19 protein-coding genes are annotated in these 18,751 nt (G+C 31.6%); 4 read left to right on the forward strand and 15 right to left on the reverse strand.

Annotation, left to right across the window (positions count from 1 at the left end; all coding sequences use genetic code 11):
* Positions 1 to 308: 308 nt before the first annotated feature.
* The 6 genes from U8307_RS01925 to U8307_RS01950 all read right to left on the reverse strand — a co-directional run bounded on the left by U8307_RS01925 (position 309) and on the right by U8307_RS01950 (position 3,410).
* Positions 309 to 932, reverse strand: coding sequence for a DUF2812 domain-containing protein (locus tag U8307_RS01925; protein WP_326909739.1), 624 nt, complete (start codon positions 930 to 932; stop codon positions 309 to 311).
* A complete protein-coding gene (locus tag U8307_RS01930) occupies positions 919 to 1,257 on the reverse strand; it encodes a PadR family transcriptional regulator (protein WP_326909741.1) in 339 nt (112 codons plus the stop codon). Before U8307_RS01930 ends, U8307_RS01925 begins: the two co-directional genes overlap by 14 nt.
* Positions 1,258 to 1,390: 133 nt before the next feature.
* Positions 1,391 to 1,942, reverse strand: a complete 552-nt coding sequence (locus U8307_RS01935) for a GNAT family N-acetyltransferase (protein WP_326909743.1) — start codon at positions 1,940 to 1,942, stop codon at positions 1,391 to 1,393.
* A 139-nt stretch (positions 1,943 to 2,081) separates the two neighbouring features.
* Positions 2,082 to 2,573 carry a flavodoxin family protein gene (locus tag U8307_RS01940; protein WP_326909744.1) on the reverse strand — a complete coding sequence of 164 codons (492 nt, stop codon included), beginning with the start codon at positions 2,571 to 2,573 and terminating at the stop codon, positions 2,082 to 2,084.
* Positions 2,574 to 2,788: 215 nt separating this feature from the next.
* On the reverse strand, positions 2,789 to 3,256 hold the full coding sequence (locus U8307_RS01945) for an ASCH domain-containing protein (RefSeq protein WP_326909746.1): 468 nt from the start codon (positions 3,254 to 3,256) through the stop codon (positions 2,789 to 2,791).
* A gap of 22 nt (positions 3,257 to 3,278) precedes the next feature.
* Positions 3,279 to 3,410, reverse strand: coding sequence for a hypothetical protein (locus tag U8307_RS01950; protein WP_326909747.1), 132 nt, complete (start codon positions 3,408 to 3,410; stop codon positions 3,279 to 3,281).
* Positions 3,411 to 3,612: 202 nt separating this feature from the next.
* On the opposite strand from U8307_RS01950, the gene U8307_RS01955 reads away from it, so the two are divergent.
* The gene (locus tag U8307_RS01955) at positions 3,613 to 5,445 is read left to right on the forward strand and encodes a flavocytochrome c (RefSeq protein ID WP_326909749.1); all 1,833 of its coding nucleotides are present in this window, start codon (positions 3,613 to 3,615) and stop codon (positions 5,443 to 5,445) included.
* A 263-nt stretch (positions 5,446 to 5,708) separates the two neighbouring features.
* On the opposite strand, the gene U8307_RS01960 is transcribed toward U8307_RS01955, so the two are convergent.
* Both U8307_RS01960 and U8307_RS01965 read right to left on the reverse strand, forming a co-directional pair.
* On the reverse strand, positions 5,709 to 6,737 hold the full coding sequence (locus tag U8307_RS01960; protein ID WP_326909751.1) for a DUF362 domain-containing protein: 1,029 nt from the start codon (positions 6,735 to 6,737) through the stop codon (positions 5,709 to 5,711).
* A 62-nt stretch (positions 6,738 to 6,799) separates the two neighbouring features.
* Positions 6,800 to 8,149 (reverse strand): MATE family efflux transporter, encoded by a 1,350-nt coding sequence (locus U8307_RS01965; RefSeq protein WP_326909753.1) that lies wholly within the window; start codon positions 8,147 to 8,149, stop codon positions 6,800 to 6,802.
* 244 nt (positions 8,150 to 8,393) lie between these two features.
* On the opposite strand from U8307_RS01965, the gene yedE reads away from it, so the two are divergent.
* Genes yedE through U8307_RS01980 form a run of 3 tightly spaced genes read left to right on the forward strand, consistent with a single transcriptional unit; the run spans position 8,394 to position 9,951 of the window.
* Positions 8,394 to 9,494 (forward strand): YedE family putative selenium transporter, encoded by a 1,101-nt coding sequence (gene yedE, locus U8307_RS01970; RefSeq protein ID WP_326909755.1) that lies wholly within the window; start codon positions 8,394 to 8,396, stop codon positions 9,492 to 9,494.
* Between the two features lie 11 nt (positions 9,495 to 9,505).
* On the forward strand, positions 9,506 to 9,709 hold the full coding sequence (locus tag U8307_RS01975) for a sulfurtransferase TusA family protein (protein WP_326909757.1): 204 nt from the start codon (positions 9,506 to 9,508) through the stop codon (positions 9,707 to 9,709).
* On the forward strand, positions 9,706 to 9,951 hold the full coding sequence (locus U8307_RS01980) for a DUF3343 domain-containing protein (protein WP_326909758.1): 246 nt from the start codon (positions 9,706 to 9,708) through the stop codon (positions 9,949 to 9,951). Before U8307_RS01975 ends, U8307_RS01980 begins: the two co-directional genes overlap by 4 nt.
* 76 nt (positions 9,952 to 10,027) lie before the next feature.
* On the opposite strand, the gene U8307_RS01985 is transcribed toward U8307_RS01980, so the two are convergent.
* The 7 genes from U8307_RS01985 to U8307_RS02015 form a co-directional block, all read right to left on the reverse strand.
* Positions 10,028 to 10,396, reverse strand: a complete 369-nt coding sequence (locus tag U8307_RS01985) for a VOC family protein (protein ID WP_326909759.1) — start codon at positions 10,394 to 10,396, stop codon at positions 10,028 to 10,030.
* 84 nt (positions 10,397 to 10,480) lie between these two features.
* Positions 10,481 to 11,050, reverse strand: a complete 570-nt coding sequence (locus U8307_RS01990) for a DUF3841 domain-containing protein (protein ID WP_326909760.1) — start codon at positions 11,048 to 11,050, stop codon at positions 10,481 to 10,483.
* A gap of 23 nt (positions 11,051 to 11,073) precedes the next feature.
* A complete protein-coding gene (locus tag U8307_RS01995) occupies positions 11,074 to 12,402 on the reverse strand; it encodes an FAD-dependent oxidoreductase (RefSeq protein WP_326909761.1) in 1,329 nt (442 codons plus the stop codon).
* A 530-nt stretch (positions 12,403 to 12,932) separates the two neighbouring features.
* Positions 12,933 to 13,724, reverse strand: coding sequence for a DUF4846 domain-containing protein (locus tag U8307_RS02000; RefSeq protein WP_326911520.1), 792 nt, complete (start codon positions 13,722 to 13,724; stop codon positions 12,933 to 12,935).
* A 163-nt stretch (positions 13,725 to 13,887) separates the two neighbouring features.
* Positions 13,888 to 15,441, reverse strand: coding sequence for a DUF5050 domain-containing protein (locus U8307_RS02005; protein ID WP_326909762.1), 1,554 nt, complete (start codon positions 15,439 to 15,441; stop codon positions 13,888 to 13,890).
* Between the two features lie 225 nt (positions 15,442 to 15,666).
* Positions 15,667 to 16,890 (reverse strand): ATP-binding protein, encoded by a 1,224-nt coding sequence (locus tag U8307_RS02010; protein ID WP_326909763.1) that lies wholly within the window; start codon positions 16,888 to 16,890, stop codon positions 15,667 to 15,669.
* Positions 16,891 to 17,072: 182 nt separating this feature from the next.
* The gene (locus U8307_RS02015) at positions 17,073 to 18,719 is read right to left on the reverse strand and encodes a stalk domain-containing protein (RefSeq protein ID WP_326909765.1); all 1,647 of its coding nucleotides are present in this window, start codon (positions 18,717 to 18,719) and stop codon (positions 17,073 to 17,075) included.
* Between the last annotated feature and the right edge of the window lie 32 nt (positions 18,720 to 18,751).

Consider the following 18,751-nt stretch of genomic DNA (forward strand, 5'->3'; position numbering starts at 1 on the left):
TATTATAACGCAATTTATTTATAAATTACTGCATAAATAAATAATTTAATTTTAAAAATATTTTACTAACAAAAAAAGCAGTTCAATATACTATCGTTCACGAGAAAATGCTTTAAACAAAAAATAGAGAACTTATATAAATTCTCTATCTACATTGAATTATGCTTATTTTACAATAACCTTTTTATAGTAATAACGCGTAGGGCACACATCGCATGTCCCGCGGTATGCATACAATGCATACCCTACAAAATAATAATATTAGTGTTCTTCTTCAAAAACTATATTATCATTAGATCATATCCTTTTTATCTTTCTGATATCTTACTTTCTCCTTTTAGCCTGGATTTCTTTAAAGTCAATTTTACAAGCGGTACAATCCACATAACAGCAAATACGATTAATATAACTCTAATAACCCATAATACCTCTACAATAACTTGCTTATTATAAACAAACGAAACTACAATTAAGACTATCATTGCGATTATTGCATACAACAATGCATTTATAACATTTTGATACGCTAATAATTTATCTTCTAAATCAGAATGAATTTGGATTTTTTTTTCAGTCTTAGGTGTTTCAACAATTAACAATTCTTTATTATATGATCCTGGTGATGTTGTTATCTGACCACTTCCAATTCCCCATGGCCTATACCTAATCTTTCCTATAGAGAAGTTAAGGTTCAAATTTTTTGTGAAAACCTTATATTCTAATTCTTTAAATAAATCCTGATATTCTCTACGCTTTTGTTCAGACATTTGACCAACCAATTCTACAGCATATTCATACTTATTAGGGGTGCACTTTTCAAATTCATAGATTAGTTTACCACACTTAACCAAACGATACCCCTTTTGGCTCATTTTATTGAGCCAATGTTCTTGTCCATCAACAAAATCAAAAAAATATTTAAATACTCTCATCGTCGCCCTCTCCTCCTAAAGCCATTTCAACTAAATTTAATATTTCTGCTAAACGTCGATTTTCGCTAACAACTTGCTTTTTTCCTAGTTCAGTTATTATATACTGTTTTTTTCTGCTATCATCTTCATTGTATGGAATTATCCAACTTTTTTTATAAAGAGTATTAATCGCACCATAAAGAGTTCCTGGACCAAGTCTAACTCTCCCATTAGTTTTCTCTTCAATAAACTGCATAATTCCATAACCATGATTCGGATTAAATAATGCCAGTAATATTAATAATGTAGTTTCAGTTAATGCTCCTCCTTGAATATTGTCTTTCATTTCTCCTCCGTATTACGTTTACTGTAATAATAATATATCACTAAACGTAGTATATGTCAACAAAAAAACCAAAGCTTTATTCCACTTCGGTTTTAAAGTATTCATTAAAATTACTAGATCTATTTATTTGACTTTATATGTACATCTCCATTAGTATCTCATCATAAAATTTTCCGTCAATATTGAAGAAATCTTTATGTTCTCCTACTTTGATGAAGCCTAATTTTTCGTATAGTTTTATTGCATTATCGTTGCCTTTTCTAACACCTAATGTCACATTTCTTATAGTTGCGGTACTTTTGGCGAAATTAATTAGCTCTTCCATTACAGCTGTTCCTATTCCAATATGCCAGTAGTCTTTTAGTACTGAAATAGCAATTTCACTGTTATGGGATATTCTTTTTCTTGAAGAAGCACTGATTTGCGCAGTACTAACCAACCTATTATCAATTAATCCCAACAACATCAAAGTATTAGGAGTGTTGCTTAAATTTTTAAGATATTCCTTTTCCTGTTCTATGTTTAAATGAAATTCATTTTTCCCAAAAAGAAGATTATCGCTTTGACCGCCTATAATATTTAGATATTCAATCATCTTTGGTGCATCTTCAACTTCTGCTTTTTTTAAAATCAAATTATATCCGTTTTTCAATTTTACTTCTCTTAAAATAACTGATTTACTCAATTTAACCTCCTCCAATTCACTCTATACTAAGCTTCGGTAGTTCCTTCCATAATAATCAACAAGATGAATATTTATCAACTTTATTATTTTCTGCTAGTTTCCGGCTTCTTACAGCAGTAGTAATATAAACCCCTATATATTAATTAAACAAGTTAACTTTGAATTTGTCTATCCAATCGGTAATAGGTCTTTTGATTGTATCAACAGAAATGACGCTTTTCATTTGTGTTTGAACGAAAAAACAATCTACTATATTTCCTCCATCACTTTGAATTCTGCTTTTCATAGAATCAAATACTGTACTTGGAGTTTTTTCATCAGACTGTGTCAAAAAAATATATACATTCTTATTTTTAAAGTCAGTTTTATCTAAAAAAGTATTAATTGGTGTACAACTTTTAGCTGCCCATACAGGTCCTCCCACAAACACATTGTCATACTCTTCAACAGAAAAATCTAATGGTTTAATTTTTCCCTTTATTCCAAGTATAGCAGATAATGCAGCCCATACAAACCCTGGTTCCTTTATACATTCTATTCTTTTCAAATCTCCCTCAATAAGTTTTGCTATTTCCTGTGCAACGACCTCAGTATTGCCACTCAAAGAATAATAAACTACTAAATTTTTCATAATTCTATACCCCCATTAATGTATACTTTTTCCATTATTATACTACTTGTTTAAACATCAATCAATCTGTATTTTAGCCTTATATTCCATTATCAAAGAAATAATATAAAAAAATGATATGGCACATGCTTTTATTTGATATAGATATCCCAATGAAGTAATCATAAATAATACAATAAAAAGTCACACATACTATGGAGTATAACAGACTTATTTTATTTATAAACTACTTCAAATTTTTCACATACAACTAATATATCTTCATTAAATTCTTTGCCTAATTCTTTTATTTCTCTGGAGAAATAGTCTTTATGGCATCTTTTCCAATACTCTAATGATTTGTCACCTTCTCCTTCTGTTGCTGCAAATTCTTCAGTTACATTCTTAAATGGAACAATATCAATATTGGAAGTTCTAATAATGCACTTTGCTTCCCCTTCCCAATTTGTGATAATGCTTAAGTCACCTACTTTTGGAAGCTCTTCGTTTTCAGAAGAATAATACAAATATAGCGATGCTGTTGCTTTCTTTGTTCCGTTAAAAACTAATTCAGCCAATTCATCAGCATCCTGTTTATTGTCACAAAAATACCATGATTCATATGTTCGATTTGTATTATTAGGCTTTTCTCCTAATGTTTCTAGATAATTTGTCCACATTTTTTCTACTGATTCTTTTTTCATAATTCACCTCTCCAAATTTAGTTTAATACTCCACTACTTTAAATTTATCGGATTTTTCATTTTCTTGAATTTCATCTGCATTACATACCACAGAAAATAGATTAATTAATAAAAACACTAAAACACTTGTGATTATACCTTTCTTTATGTACATAACTTCACCTCGATTTATTTTGCATATATACTTATAATATAATATGACGCTTTATTATTATATTTGTTCCTGTAAAACACTTACTTCAATTATACATAAAAAAAGTAAAATTGTCTTTATTATTTTTAATAGAGAGGTTGACAAAACGTTTACCTAAAAATATAATGGTAATTAGGAATAAAATTAAAAATAGGAGGATGTTATGAAAAAAGGCAAAAGAATACTATCATTACTTTTAGTATTAATAATGTTATTTTCAATGATCGGATGTCAGTCAACTGAACCAACAAGTGAAGATCCGGCCAAAACTGAGGATCCGTCAGAAGAAACTGATGCATTGTACACTCCTGGTACATATACCGGAAAAGGTGCAGGAATTAATGGAGATATCGAAGTAGAAGTAATTGTAACAGAAAATGAAATAACTGATGTTAAAGTATTGTCACATAATGAAACTCCTGGTGTAGGTGATCTTGCATTATCAGATATACCGGCAGGTATTGTTGAACATCAAAGTTTAGGAATAGACGCAATAGCTGGTGCTACAGTATCAAGTGAGGGTATTCTTGAGGCAGTAGCTAATGCTCTTGAGCAAGCTGGTGCAGATATCGAAGCATTAAAAGCAGTAAAGGTTACAACAGAGAAAGAAACTCTCGTAACAACTGAAAAAGAAGTAGATGTTGTTATTATAGGAGCTGGTGGTGCTGGATTATCAGCTGCAGTTTCTGCTCACCAAAACGGAGCATCAGTAATAATATTAGAAAAGATGCCTAAAGTTGGAGGTAATACAATAATTTCAGGTGCAGCATATAACTGTGCTGATCCAGGAAGACAAGTACCTCAAGGAATCGAAGACACTATAGAAAAACATTACCAACAAACATATGAAGGCGGGGATAAAGTAGGAAACCCTGATTTAATCAAAGTTTTGGTTGAAAATGCTTATCCAACATTAGAATGGTTGGAAAGTTTAGGAATGGAATTCAACCCTGAAGTATTTACAGTTCTAGGTGGATTATGGCCAAGAGCACATAAACCAGTAATGCCTTTAGGAACGGGATACGTTTCTACATACATGAATTATATTGAAGATAATAATTCTGATATAGAAATAATGCTTAACACTGAAGCTACCAATGTTATAATGGAAGATGGCAAAGCAGTTGGTGTTAAAGCTGAAGGTCCAGAAGGTCCTGTTATTGTTAAAGCTAATAATGGTGTTATAATTGCGGCCGGTGGATTTAGCAAGAATATTGAAATGAGAAATGAATATAACAAAGCTTGGGCTGATTTAACAAATACTTTATCTACTAACCATCCAGGAGCAACAGGTGATGGAATAAAAATGGCAGTTGAAGTTGGTGCTAACCTTGTAGGTATGGAGCATATTCAGCTATTACCATTAGGTGACCCTGAAACAGGAAGCTTGGCAGGTAATATCGAACAAGCTGTTGAAAATCGTATCTTTGTAAATAAAGACGGTAACCGATTTGTTGATGAAGGTGGCCGAAGAGATGATATGACAAAAGCATTGTTTGAACAAAAAGATGCATTTTTGTGGATAGTACTTGACAGCCATAATTATCCTACAGGAGATGTTAAAAATAACTTTAATGAAACTATAGATGAGTTAGTAGAAGCTGGAAGAGCTTATAAAGCAGATACATTAGAAGATTTAGCTGAACAAATAGGAGTGAATGCAGACAATTTAGTTGCTGCTGTAGAAGATTTTAATGCCCATGTTGAAAGCGGCGAACCTGATGAATTTGGCAGAACTTTATATCAACACAAAATGGACACTCCTCCATATTATGCAGGACCAAGAATGCCAACCGTTCACCATACTATGGGTGGTATTGAAATAAATACAGAAACACAAGTTATAGATACTTCAGGAAACATTATACCAGGACTTTATGCAGCCGGTGAAGTAACAGGCGGCATCCATGGAACCAACCGTCTTGGCGGAAATGCATTAGCTGATGTTAATACTTTCGGAAGAATTGCAGGTATTAATGCAGCAAACAATAAATAAATAAAATATAGGACAGTGAGTATGATCTACCGCAACTAAGCGGACATACTCAACTGTCCCATTTTTTATTATATAGGAAAGTTCTCCTTTCCTATATAATAAAAAACGAGGATTGCAAAGGACGGAACGTCCTTGCCGTTAAGGGGGGTGCTCAGTAAAAATGCTTTATTAAAGCATTTTTACGCCGAAGGGGGACATAGGTCCCCCTAGCGGGTGTTGCGAAGCAACTCTTTTTACTACCATTCAGTTAAATTCATATCCTGTTACATATTATTCACTTCAACAAGCTCATACTCCATTGTTCCCATTCCTATTTTTTCTGCGTGTATAAGGGACGGTCTACCTTTTTCAAAAAGTTTTTCTCCGCTACTTTTCTGAACTAAATCGAGGCATGCAGTATCCATTGCAACAGGATCCTTTCCCGCAAGAATACCGATATTGCCTGCAATTGGTTTCATATGTGTTCCAGCACAGTCACACTCCTTGGTAATATTATGAACAAATGTGATATATATAATATCTTTGTCTTTTGATGCCCCATAGGCATACTCAGAAAGTTTCTCAAGAAAATTTGATCCTCCCCAGGTATTTTTAATTGCGCCTTGAGGACAAACAGCAATACACCCTGCACAACCAACACATTTACTATCATCTATTTCTGCAGTAACTGTTGTTTGGATAGCACCATAGTTGCATTTTTTCACACAAATGCCGCAAGAGATACACTTTTCAGAATTAACTACAGGTGATATACCAGAATGTTGCTCCATCTTTCCTGCTCTAGAAGCAAATCCCATACCTAGTTGCTTTAAAGAACCACCGAATCCTGCTTCTACATGTCCTTTAAAATGGCTCATTACAATAAATTGTTTATATTTTCTATATTCCTTGCCTATTTTACACTTACTAATATAATCTTTATTTATTTCTATTTCATCATACTCTGTTCCAATATCTCCGTCAGCAATTATAATTGGAATTTGCGTAAAACCATGAATTTTTGCTGTTTCAAGATGAAGCTCTGTTGTAGTCCTTGATCCTCTATATAGCACATTGGATTCAATATAAAACGGAGATACTCCTTTTTCTTTCAGATAATTTATAGTTGCATCATAGCATTTTGGCGGAATAAATGTTTTGTTTCCCTTTTCTCCAAAATGAACCTTTATAGGTACTTCTTTTTCAAACCTATGTCCGGTTTCTGATACTATTATTTTCAATAGTTTCAAAGCATCTTTTCCAAGTTTATCATAATCAGATCCTGTATTTTTAATAAAGTATAATTTACTCATGTCAACACCTTCTCTTTTTAAATTTTATTTATGGAATAAATTGTTCAACTATTTTCTTGTCTTTAAGTAATATTTTTTATCCATTTCTTAGATATAATCCTAGGTATAATTACTATTACTTTAATCAATTCTTCTATAGATACTATTGCATAAACCATATAAACTGGTATATCTAGCAACATTGCACCAATAAAGGCAAGTGGTACTCCTACAATCCATACTGAACCAATATCTATAATCATTCCAAAAGTTGTATCTCCTCCACCTCTTAATACTCCTACTATTCCTGTGGAATTAAATACTCTAATAATAAATGTCATCCCCATAATAATCAGGAGCTTTCTAGATACCTCATACAAACTTTGATCTAATCCACTAAATAGTTTTAAGGTTAAGTTAGGAGTTGTAGCTTGAATTGTACCCAAGACAAGTCCTAATATTATTGATAATACCATGAAATTTTTAGCATATTCAAATGCCTCATCCTCATCTCCACTACCAATTTTACTCCCAATCATTACTGTGCAAGCATTAGCTAACCCTCTTACTAAAACAAAGAAAATATTTTGTATTGTATTGGTAATTTGTACTGCTGCTGTTGCTTCCTCTCCTAGTTTTGCATAGGCAATTGAATACATTACCTGTCCTAAAGACCAGGCTGCTTCTGCTAATATTACAGGATAAGTTGTTTTTAGATATCTTTTTACAAAATCCTTGTTCCAACTTAATAATTCTTTAATATTTGCTGCTAATACACCTTTTGTAGAATACACTGCATAAAGAGTTACTCCTATTTCTATAAATCTTGATATAAGAGTTCCCAAAGCTGCTCCCTTTACACCCATTGCAGGTAATCCAAGTTTTCCAAATATAAATATATAGTTAAATACTGTATTTGTTACAAAGGAAATAGCAGAAATCTTCATAGGTATTTTGGGTTTTCCTGTAGTTCTTAGAGCCACACTAAATGCAAAGCTAATAGCAGTTGGAATATATGATATTGATACAATTCTTAAATAATCACTACCTATTCTTATAACCTCTGGCTCATCAATCAGTATTCTCATTATTAATTGTGGAAATACTAATGCTACTGCAGTAAATATAACTCCCACCAATGAGCTTAATGATACTGCCAGTCCTAAAACCTTCCTAATACTTGGTATATCCTTTTTCCCCCAATATTGAGCGATAAAAATAGAAGAACCGCTATTAATTCCAAAAGTTATAAGAATATAAAAGAAAAAGAACTGGTTTGCCAACCCTACAGCAGCAATACTAGTTTGCCCTAAACTACTTATCATCAATGTATCTACCATATTCACTGATGATGTAATTAGATTTTGTAATGCAATAGGCAATGCTATAGCGAGCATTGATTTAAAGAATATTTTGTCTTTAAATAATTTCATAAGTTCTCCGTTAAAATTTATTATAAAATATCATACCACATTCAAGAATTAAAGTCACTAACACAATTCTTCTTATTACAAAATTTATAAAATAAATTACTAATTACATAATTATTTTCGTTAAATTTGAATGTATGAATTTTTATTATGCAAAAAAATATATCTAAACTTTTTTTCATTTTACATAAATAAATTTGTGAAATATAATACAATTAATGGGTCAATTATATAATTGGAGGAAAAAATGGATAATAAAATCAAAGAAATTAAAGAAAGTGTACCTTTTTTCGAAAGTAAAAAAGGTATAATACTTGCCGGTGGTATTGTTGGCGCAATAGCTGTACTGTTAGTGGTTTTGGGAAATCCCAAAAATATGGGATTTTGTATTGCCTGTTTCGAAAGAGATATTGCAGGAGCTTTAGGCCTTCACAGAGCAGAAATTGTCCAGTACATAAGACCTGAAATTATTGGACTAATATTAGGAGCATTTATAATGTCTGTAGCAGGAAAAGAATTTAAGTCGAAGGGAGGTTCATCTCCAATAACAAGATTTTTCCTTGGGATAGCAGTTATGATAGGCGCACTTATATTCTTAGGATGTCCCTTAAGAATGGTGCTTCGAATTGCCGGAGGAGATTTGAATGCAATAGTTGGTTTACTTGGCTTTGCCGCAGGAATAGGAATAGGTATTATATTTTTAAATAAAGGTTTCAGCTTAAAAAGAAATTATAAGACATCAACATTTGACGGCTATATTATGCCAGTATTTTCTTTAGGTTTATTAGTATTATTAATAGCCGCACCTGCATTTATTTTTTTCAGCAAGGAAGGACCCGGAAGTCAATATGCTCCAATATATATTGCTTTGGCAGCTGGGCTCATAGTAGGTATTTTAGCACAAAAAACTAGATTATGTATGGTTGGAGGTATGCGAGATAAGGTTATGTTCAATCAAAACTATTTATTGTTAGGTTTTCTTGCAATAATTGTTGTAGCTGCTTTTGGCAATATGTTAACTAGCAACTTCAAGTTAGGATTTACAGAACAGCCTGTAGCTCATACTGATGGTTTATGGAACTTTTTAGGAATGGCTTTAGTTGGATGGGGCTCTGTACTTTTAGGAGGATGTCCATTAAGACAATTAATTTTAGCAGGCGAAGGTAATTCTGATTCAGCTGTAACTGTTATGGGTATGTTAGTTGGTGCTGCAGTATGCCATAACTTCTCACTTGCTTCAAGCGGAAACGGAACTACACCAAATGGTCAAATAGCTGTTATTATATGTTTTGTATTCCTGCTTGTTATATCAGTTGCAAACTCAAGTATGATTAAAAAAAATAACTAAGAGGTGATAATATGAAAATAGATACATGTGGAACTTCTTGTCCTCAGCCAGTTTTAATGACAAAAAATTGTTTGAAAAAAAACCCCGATGAAATAGAAGTAATTGTTGACAATAATACTTCTAAAACAAATGTTAAAAAGTATCTAATAAGTCAGGGTTACTCAGTTGATATTGATACTCAAGAAGATATTTCAATAGTGAAAGGGCAAAAATGATTTATACTGTTGTTTTTTATACTCATTCTGGTGCAATAAAATACAGTAAAAAAATGGAACGTATGAACATTCCATGTACATTGCAGCCTGTTCCAAGAAAATTAAGTTCAAGCTGCGGAATATGTGCAAAAATCACATGCAACAATATAAATGAAGAATTTTATGATTCTGAAGTAGAAAGTATTTACAAGAATATTTCTAAAACACAGTTCAAATTGGTTTATATTGATAAGAACGCTTAAAAGCAAGGCATTGCCTTGCTTTATTTATTATTGCTGAGATATCCTTTCATTGTTCCAATCCTTCATGCCTACTCTGTTACTCAGTCATTTGCTCTGCAAATTGAATTTTAACACCATTTGGATCCTGTATTATAAAATATTTTATTTTTGAGTTAGGCTGAACTGGACCTGTAATTATATTAATATCTTTTTTCTTTATAAAGTTAAGCATCTCATCCAATGATTCAACTTTAAAGCCTAATGTTACACGATTACCAGAATTTATATCCTTGAAATTTTCATTGTATATAAGCTCAATTTTTGTTTCACCTTCACCTAAAAATGATATTTCCATTTGAGGCCCTGCTTGAAATCTGTCAACTAATTTAAGGCCCACTATTTCTTCATAAAATTTCAAAGAATCATCCATATTATTCACAAGTATTGTAGTCCATAAAAATTTCATTGTTTCCCTCCAAATAAATTATTATATTTTTATTATTTATATTACCATAATAATTCATGTATTTCATTATAGTAATAAATTTTTTTATACTCTCAATATGTCTTTTATCATTTCAGTTCGAATTTCCCAGATATTTGCCTGTATTCTGAAAATATCCCACTTATCAATATCAAACACTCTAGTCCAACTATCTATTACTCTTTTTCTTTCCTCTGGATAAAAGTGTGCAATTTTTTCATCAATAAATGAATAGGAATTTTTAAAGCCTTTCATTTCCATGTCTTTAGCATATTCCTCAGCATCCTTATCGTTTTTTGGGACATAATGATGATTTAAAACATAATCCCATTTCATACCATCAAAATATATAATTTCAGATTTATCAACTTCCAAAACATACACTATTTCATTTAAAGTAGGTCTTAGCATATATTCCTCACTAATTGAGCACCATATAGGAAACTCTACTTCTTCCGGTTTTGGGGCTTTTTTTTCTGCTTCATTCACAAACCATTTGTATAAATAAATAATATGGTCAGATATAACATCAAATTTTTCCTCTAAGTGTTTTCTTGTTATTCTTATTACTCCGTTATTTTCCAAGTCATTCAGGCTTCTGATATCTTGCCTTGTCCATAGAATTACTTTATTCATATAAACACCTACTAAAAATTGAATTATTTTTTTGCACTGAGTTTTGCTCCTGTGTAATAAAGAGGATCTCTTGGTATTGAATACGGCGGTGAATAAGCTAAATCAAGGTGCATTAAATCTTCTGCACTTGCTTTTAAGGTAATGGCAGTTACGAGCACATCTAATCTTTTATCAACTCCTTCATAACCGATTAGCTGGGCACCTAATAACCTGCCTGTTTCCTTTTCTGAAACAGCCTTGATTACAATAGGTTTTCCTCCCATATATTTCGGCTTATTTGGTCTTTTATCAATTGAAACTGACACATTATATCCTAATTTTACTGCTTCTTCTTCAGAAAAACCGGTCATCCCCACTGTAATATCGAAAACTCTAAATATGCCAGTACCAAGTATACCTCTAAATTCATCATTTTTGCCGACTATATTACTTCCTGCAATTGTACCGGTTTTGTTTGCAGTAGAACCCAAAGGCCTGTAAACAGGAGTTTCATTAATAGTATAAAACATTTCTATACAATCACCACAGCTGTAAATATCATTTAAATTTGTCCTCATATACTTATCAACCTTAATAGCACCAGATGCTCCAAGTTCAATACCCATACTTTTTGCAAGCCCAACATTTGGTTTTATACCTGTTGCAAGAAGTACAATATCAGCTTTGATAATACTGCCCTCACTTATAACAACTCCTTGATTATTAATTTCCAAGGTCTTAGTATTTGTATAAACATTAACTCCTTTTTTTCTTAAATGCTCTTCAATATATAAAGACATATCATTGTCAATGCCTTTTGCAATTTTAGACCTAGCAATAATCGAAACATCCATTCCTAAGTACTTAAAACTTTCGCACATTTCAAGACCTATGAATCCACTTCCAATAATAACAGCTGATTTGGGTTTCTTTTCTTCAATAAAACTCCTAATATTATTCATATCATTTATATTTCTTAATAAAAATACATTATCTTTATCTGAGCCTTTCAAATCAGGTGTTACTGACATAGCTCCAGTTGATATTATTAACTTATCATAACTGTCATCAAAGATTTCACCTGATAATTGATTTTTTACTCTTAATGTTTTATTTCCCGGATTTACAGACATTACCTCATGTTCAGTATAAATATCAATATTATGCTTTTCTTTGAAAAACTCTGCATTTCTTGGTACAATATCTGAAAAATCATTTACTTCATTGCTTATAAAAAAAGGCATTCCGCAACCTGCATATGAAATAAATTTATCTTTCTCATAAACTATTATTTCTGCTTCTTTATTGTTTCTTCTTATTTCAGTAGCAGCTGAAGTTCCTGCCGCCACAGCTCCTATAATAACAATACGCATATAGCCTCCTTAAAATATACTATACTAAATATATATCCACAATTTAATGAATTAAACACTATTTCTTCATAATTAAACAAAATTTAACGGCATTTTATAACTGATATTTTATCATAAAAGCACCATCTTTCTCATTCTATATTGACGATTTTTCTGTTTCACATAATGAGATTCTTTCTATCACCTCAAAACATTGTTATTAAAATTTAAAAAACTCGTAGTAGCGATTATTGCCTTGTTTAACAACAAGTGAAAATAAATTTTTACTTAAAAGTTAACCGCCAAAGCAGCCACTTTGACGGTTAAAATGTTTTAGCCATTAACTTGGAAGCTAACCGTTTATTCGGTAGTTCCTTTTATTTATTTATTTTTATTATAATTCAACTAAAAATCATTTTCAAACAAATTTGCAATTTTTTACAAACCGCTCACCTTACTACAATGCTGGAAATTCACCAGTTTCTTTTAAATAATTAATTCAATCATTTTTAAATTCATCTAAGCTTTTCCCTAATATCTCATCAATATCTTTAGGTTCTTTCATCCCAACTTTTTAGTGTATCCAATTCAAAAGTCCATTGAGGTGTAATTAATTTCTCTTTGCCCTTTAATGAATACCATGGACTAATATCCTCGTCCATTGGATTTATAAGCAATTGTGTTTGCTGAGCGGGCATGTAGGACTGTGCCAACAAAAAAATCTTCTCACCGTTAGAATTGACAGCCATATCAACAACTATTACAGCATGGCCGGGATTTCCGCCAACAATAAACACATCCCCTATATTCATGTTATCAACACTTACACTTTTCAACTCTTTTTCCAAAGAAAGAGTTCCGGAGTAAGCAAAAACCATATCCATATACTTTCTAAAAACTTCATATGAATTTGAGGGTTCTGCAGCTTTATAATATTCGGCATCATTTCCCTGAACATCTATTCTATAACCATCAATCCACTTCTTATACTCTGCCTTAAATCCTGATACAAAATTAAAGCTGATTTTATCATATTGTCCTTGTGAGTACAGGTACTCTGCCCTTAATAGCATAATAGCATCTGCACATTGATGGAGGTCCCTATTTCCTATATCTACATCAAATGCACTGTCATAAATACCATTTGAAGACTTTTCTCTCCCATCAAAATATAAAACCTTCTCACCATATGGTTTAAGCTTTTGATTCCTCAAAAATTCCGCAAAGGTTCCTTCAGCATATTCAGCCCTAATATATCCTTCTATTGGCAGATATCTATCCCTGATAGTCATACCTTCTTTATTAATATAATCGACTTCAGTGTTTTCTTGGTTATTGGGCATATCAAAAGGCAACTTGATTGGTTCTTCAAAAAAGCTGTTATTTTCACATCCGGTAATGAATAATCCTGTCAATATAATAAATAAGCTTAATAATTTTCTAATAAACATAATTGTCATTTTCTCCTTGCCGTCAATAAATTTAATAGCATCTTTTTAGCTTACCTTATTTATGATAAAATAACCTATTTTGATTTATGCTTGCAAATCTTATATTTGCATTCGTCTTAAAAATCTGCAATCCTGTTTTGGTAAATACAATCAATTTGTAAGGAGCACTGTCTTCGAATATGCTGTAAACATATCCTTCTTCAGTGTTAACTAATTCCCTAACACGTCCACCCGGATTTACAGAAATACTCTCTCCTAATTTAAATAATTCAAGTCCCTTTTCTTCTACTGAAACATAATAAACTATATTATTTAAAACTGTGAAATCACTTACAACAAAATCTGTCAGCTTCTCTGCTTTATTGCCGTCAACAAGAGAAATTTTATATAAAAATCCATCTAAATCCATGAAATAAATCATATCTCTTTCAATCATAAATTTTTGAACAGCTTCCTCGAATATTCTAAAGGTTTCTCCTGTATTAATATTTACTCTGTGGATTCCCGTCGTAGCTTTTTCATCATTAAACTTATATGCTAATAAATATATTTCATTATCAATTTTATATAAATCATTACTTCGGCTTTGTCCCGCATTTTTAACCCAACCGTAAACATAATCAGCACTTCCTAAAGCTTTGAATTCTTCTTCCCCTTCTCTTTTCATTGAAAGATTGTTTGGAAAAGGTGGTGGGAAGTGACTGACATCAACAATGATATTGCCGAATGCATCACCAAAAACTTTCCTGTTTAAATAACCAACAGCAAAAATTTCATTGGTACCATCATCATTAAGTATTATTTTATAATCGGTTCCCATTGTTGCTCCTCCCACATGGTATGTCAACATTGCAATACCATATCCAAAATTTCTGGTTTCGTCTGTTTCAAGACTTGGATAAACATAGCTGTCTCCATAAGTCCACATGGGAAGTTCGTACACTGCCTTTTTAATACTTGTATTATCTATTGGTGTTTGATAAATTATTCCTTTTTCTCCTTCGAAATAAATGTAATCACCGGCAACAGTAAATGCCCCGTTATGAAAATCTCTTTTACCTGCAACAGGTAATTTTACCTCAGTAACCTTAAGACCAGTATGTGTTGGATTGCTTATTTCAAGACCATTTTCTTGAGTAAATTTGTAATCCCATCCAAATTCATCAACTGCAAATCTCCATGTAAGCGGAAAATATGTAACATTTCTAAATACTAAAAGCGGATATTCTTCCTTGCTGTTATCAATTGATTTTCCATTCACTTCCACATTAAAATACGGAGTTGTTGCAGTATATCTTGATTTATTTGCAGAAGAATTATAATCCACATATCCATGTTTGCTTTCACTTTTGCTTATTTTCAATCCCGTATTTTCGTCCCACTTAGTTTCCAAACCTAAAAAACGGCTGTCATGAAAGGTCATAGGAAAATATGTAATGTCTTTATATACAATCAGCGGATACTCTCTATTTTCGTTGTCTATTTCTATATTGTTCACTCTTACATCAAATGTTGGCAATGTAACGTTTACATTATAAGCAAATACATTAGATGACAATACAACCAGTAAAATTGCAGCGATAATTATGACCTTAAATTTTAACTTCATATTTTTTCCTCCTAAACAATTACAAATTCCTAATGATACTAATATATTTAGACGTAAATATTAATAAAATGTTCAAAACGATCACTCATCTTTGTTCTCCTCTGTATACTCAGAAATTATTTTTCTTCTAATACAAAAAAGCATTATCTAATATATCACTATTCCTTATTTCGTGGTTGTTCATTTTATTTTGTAGATTTATAATTTTTTAAAATGATTGTATCCTTATAGCCAAGCAACGGGCATGCTTACATTCTTTTCATTAATATGAATTATATTTTCATACATACAAATAATACATCCCGTTCCCACATTTATACCTTTAACCTTATCAAGCACTGAGAAATTTTCAATATGTTCTTTTCCGGGATTAGAAGTTTTTTTAATTTCTATAGGATACAGAGTGCCATTTTCTTCTATAATAACATCAATTTCTTTAGCATCCTTATCCCTGTAATAATAAATTGATGGTTCTAAGATACCTGCATTATAGTAAGATTTAAGTATTTCTGCAATTACAAAACTTTCAAAAAATGCACCGGACATAGCTCCGGCTTCTATTACTTCCGGCGAATTCCATTTTGTAAGATAGGCTGCAAGTCCTGTATCCAGAAAATATAACTTAGGGGTTTTGACAGCTCTTTTCATAATGTTGTTATAATAAGGCTTAAGCAAATAAACTATATTAGATGAAATTAAAACCGAAAGCCATCTATCGGCAGTCGGCACGCTTATTCCAACTTCATTAGCAACAGATGTTAAATTTAGCATTTGGGAAGTTCTGCTTGCAATAGCTGTCATAAATTTAATAAATTTCAGCTCATCTCCAACCTGTGTAAGATCTCTTACATCACGTTCAATATATGTTTTAGTATATGAAGCGTAAAACATCTGCCAATCTAAATCATCAGCATACATGGCTGGCATGAATCCTTTATGTATATATTCCCAGATTTCCTTATAGCTTAATTCTTGGACTGTAGGTCTTCTTTTATCTATATACTCTATAGTTGGAATGAATGCTTCATTAAAATTTGCACCTTTAATTTCACGAAGAGATAAACCTAATAGATTAATAATACCTATTCTTCCCGCAAGACTTTCACTGACATTTTTCATCATCTTGAATTGCTGCGACCCGGTCAAATAGAATTGTCCCTTTTCACCACTTTTATCGGCTATCATTTTAATGTAAGTAAATAAATTTGGAGCATACTGAATTTCATCAATAATTACTGGCGGCGGCATAGTTTTGAAAAAGTTACCTGTTTCTTCAAGAGCACTTTGCAGTATTATTGGATCGTCTAAAGTTAGATATGGAGTATCCCTTTTGATATGCTTCAAGACTGTTGTTTTTCCTACCTGTCTTGCTCCTGTTACTAAAACGGCTGAAAACATCTTAGAAGCTTTTTCTATAGTGGTTTCGATATTTCGCTTTATATAACTCATTTCATCACCCTCCGACTAATTTAACATTCAATATTATTATAACCAACAGGTGAGAAAATATCAATAAAAAATTAATGAGCAAGATTATTATGTCAACAACCTTGCCCGTTTGCATGCTATTTAAATCCTACCTTCAGAAACTCTAATGACAGATTTTATATTTACTTGAATTGTTCCCTAACTTAGTTTACTTCAAATGTTTGAAGTGGGTTATTTTCCAATATGTCTTCAACTTCTTCAAATCCTGTTAAAAATTCATAATTATATCTGGCAGGCAATGTAAAAACATATTCTGAATTTTCACCTAATTTACTGGGCATAATAGGTGCAGCACCTACACTGAAATCTCCATTATTAAGTGACTTCCATTGTTCCTGAGTAAATAACATAACAGGAATATCCTGTCTTGGATTTTCTTCAGCCCACTCAGGATGCCTAATATAAATTATTGAACCAGATTGGTTTTCTTTTGAATCTATTAATGATACACCTTCCCATTTATCTTCTACAATACTATATCCTTGCCAGCTCTCAGGTAATGTAAAATAAAATCCATATTCTTTGTTATTATATATAGATGAATTAACATCAATATAATTCCCATATACTACATCATCTATAACCCATTTACCATCTATCATTTGTATTTTTAAAGTTACAGGTTTGCTGGCGGCTATTCCTCCTTGTGTCATTTCAACACTTGTCATTTCAATTATGTTTCCATTTACTTTATACTCAGAATCTGATAATTTCTCAACTGATAAAATATCTATACATTCAGGCCATGGACTGGAAGATACTCGCCCTGGAGCATTAACAGAATCATTTTGCCACTTTTCAAGTAATTTAGTTGAAACAAATTCCCCATAACTTTCTTTTAAACTATCTTTAATTATATCTTCCGGTGCCAACAGAGAAACCATTTTTAGATTTTCTCCAAACTCTTTAACCAAATTTTCTATTTGTATTTTTTCTTGTTCATCTATTTTAGATTCATCTACATCATCTGTTAAATCCCATAGAATGTCAATTATATCACCCTTATTGAACTTTACCAAAGTATTGGGATAAGTTAACACTTGCGTTACCATACTACCTTCTGCAGGAGAAGTTAAAGTTGCATGAATATATGCAGTACCCTTTGTAACTTCTGTAATACTGTCTACAGTTAAACCATATCCTCCTGTTGGTTTTTCGCCTGCTGATACTAATACATAAATCGAATCTCCATCAATCAATGAATAAATGCCTTTTATCTTATGATTATTGTCATATAATTTTTTTAGCAACTCATTATCCAAAATTGATTGATTATCTACAACTTCAAATTCAATTGGCCTTTCAACAGTTATATCAGATGCTACATCAATTATAACCGCACGTAATGTATTATCCCAGCTAACTTGTGCTCCCAATGTTTCAGCTAAAAAACGTATAGGAATAAATGTTTGATTATTAATTATTTTAGGTGATACATCTAAGTTATAAGTTTCTTCAGTCATTTCTCCATTAAGGGCTTTTATTACCTTAGCAGTTTTATTGCCTATAGTTAAAATAATTGTAAAATCATCGTTATAAATTTTTACTGTATTTGTTACAGAATCACTTTCGATTCTTAATCCAAATTTTTCTATTATACCGTCTATTGGAATCATTGTACGGTCATTTTCAATAAAAGGATTTTGTGCATCCACCCATTCATTATTTATTTGTATTCTGATTTCTTTATTTACATCAACCTTGTCTGTTAAAGCAAATACCGCACTTGTAGAAATAATTGTACAACATAATCCAACAACTGCAACTTTCTTAATATTTGATTTTTTCATGTCTTTTCCTCCTGTGACAATTGATATATAAA

Origin of the sequence: Sedimentibacter sp. MB31-C6 (genome assembly GCF_035934735.1) — a bacterium.
Lineage (GTDB): Bacteria > Bacillota > Clostridia > Tissierellales > Sedimentibacteraceae > Sedimentibacter.

Excerpts from the sequence above, each read along its gene's own strand:
- U8307_RS01940 (WP_326909744.1), bottom strand. The coding sequence starts at position 2,573 with ATGAAAAATTTAGTAGTTTATTATTCTTTGAGTGGCAATACTGAGGTC.
- U8307_RS01955 (WP_326909749.1), top strand. The coding sequence starts at position 3,613 with ATGAAAAAAGGCAAAAGAATACTATCATTACTTTTAGTATTAATAATG.
- U8307_RS01950 (WP_326909747.1), bottom strand. The coding sequence starts at position 3,410 with ATGTACATAAAGAAAGGTATAATCACAAGTGTTTTAGTGTTTTTATTA.
- U8307_RS02015 (WP_326909765.1), bottom strand. The coding sequence starts at position 18,719 with ATGAAAAAATCAAATATTAAGAAAGTTGCAGTTGTTGGATTATGTTGT.
- U8307_RS01965 (WP_326909753.1), bottom strand. The coding sequence starts at position 8,149 with ATGAAATTATTTAAAGACAAAATATTCTTTAAATCAATGCTCGCTATA.
- yedE (WP_326909755.1), top strand. The coding sequence starts at position 8,394 with ATGGATAATAAAATCAAAGAAATTAAAGAAAGTGTACCTTTTTTCGAA.
- U8307_RS01945 (WP_326909746.1), bottom strand. The coding sequence starts at position 3,256 with ATGAAAAAAGAATCAGTAGAAAAAATGTGGACAAATTATCTAGAAACA.
- U8307_RS02000 (WP_326911520.1), bottom strand. The coding sequence starts at position 13,724 with ATGCCCAATAACCAAGAAAACACTGAAGTCGATTATATTAATAAAGAA.
- U8307_RS02005 (WP_326909762.1), bottom strand. The coding sequence starts at position 15,441 with ATGAAGTTAAAATTTAAGGTCATAATTATCGCTGCAATTTTACTGGTT.
- U8307_RS01925 (WP_326909739.1), bottom strand. The coding sequence starts at position 932 with ATGAGAGTATTTAAATATTTTTTTGATTTTGTTGATGGACAAGAACAT.
- U8307_RS01990 (WP_326909760.1), bottom strand. The coding sequence starts at position 11,050 with ATGAATAAAGTAATTCTATGGACAAGGCAAGATATCAGAAGCCTGAAT.
- U8307_RS01975 (WP_326909757.1), top strand. The coding sequence starts at position 9,506 with ATGAAAATAGATACATGTGGAACTTCTTGTCCTCAGCCAGTTTTAATG.
- U8307_RS01930 (WP_326909741.1), bottom strand. The coding sequence starts at position 1,257 with ATGAAAGACAATATTCAAGGAGGAGCATTAACTGAAACTACATTATTA.
- U8307_RS01960 (WP_326909751.1), bottom strand. The coding sequence starts at position 6,737 with ATGAGTAAATTATACTTTATTAAAAATACAGGATCTGATTATGATAAA.
- U8307_RS01980 (WP_326909758.1), top strand. The coding sequence starts at position 9,706 with ATGATTTATACTGTTGTTTTTTATACTCATTCTGGTGCAATAAAATAC.
- U8307_RS01995 (WP_326909761.1), bottom strand. The coding sequence starts at position 12,402 with ATGCGTATTGTTATTATAGGAGCTGTGGCGGCAGGAACTTCAGCTGCT.
- U8307_RS01985 (WP_326909759.1), bottom strand. The coding sequence starts at position 10,396 with ATGAAATTTTTATGGACTACAATACTTGTGAATAATATGGATGATTCT.
- U8307_RS02010 (WP_326909763.1), bottom strand. The coding sequence starts at position 16,890 with ATGAGTTATATAAAGCGAAATATCGAAACCACTATAGAAAAAGCTTCT.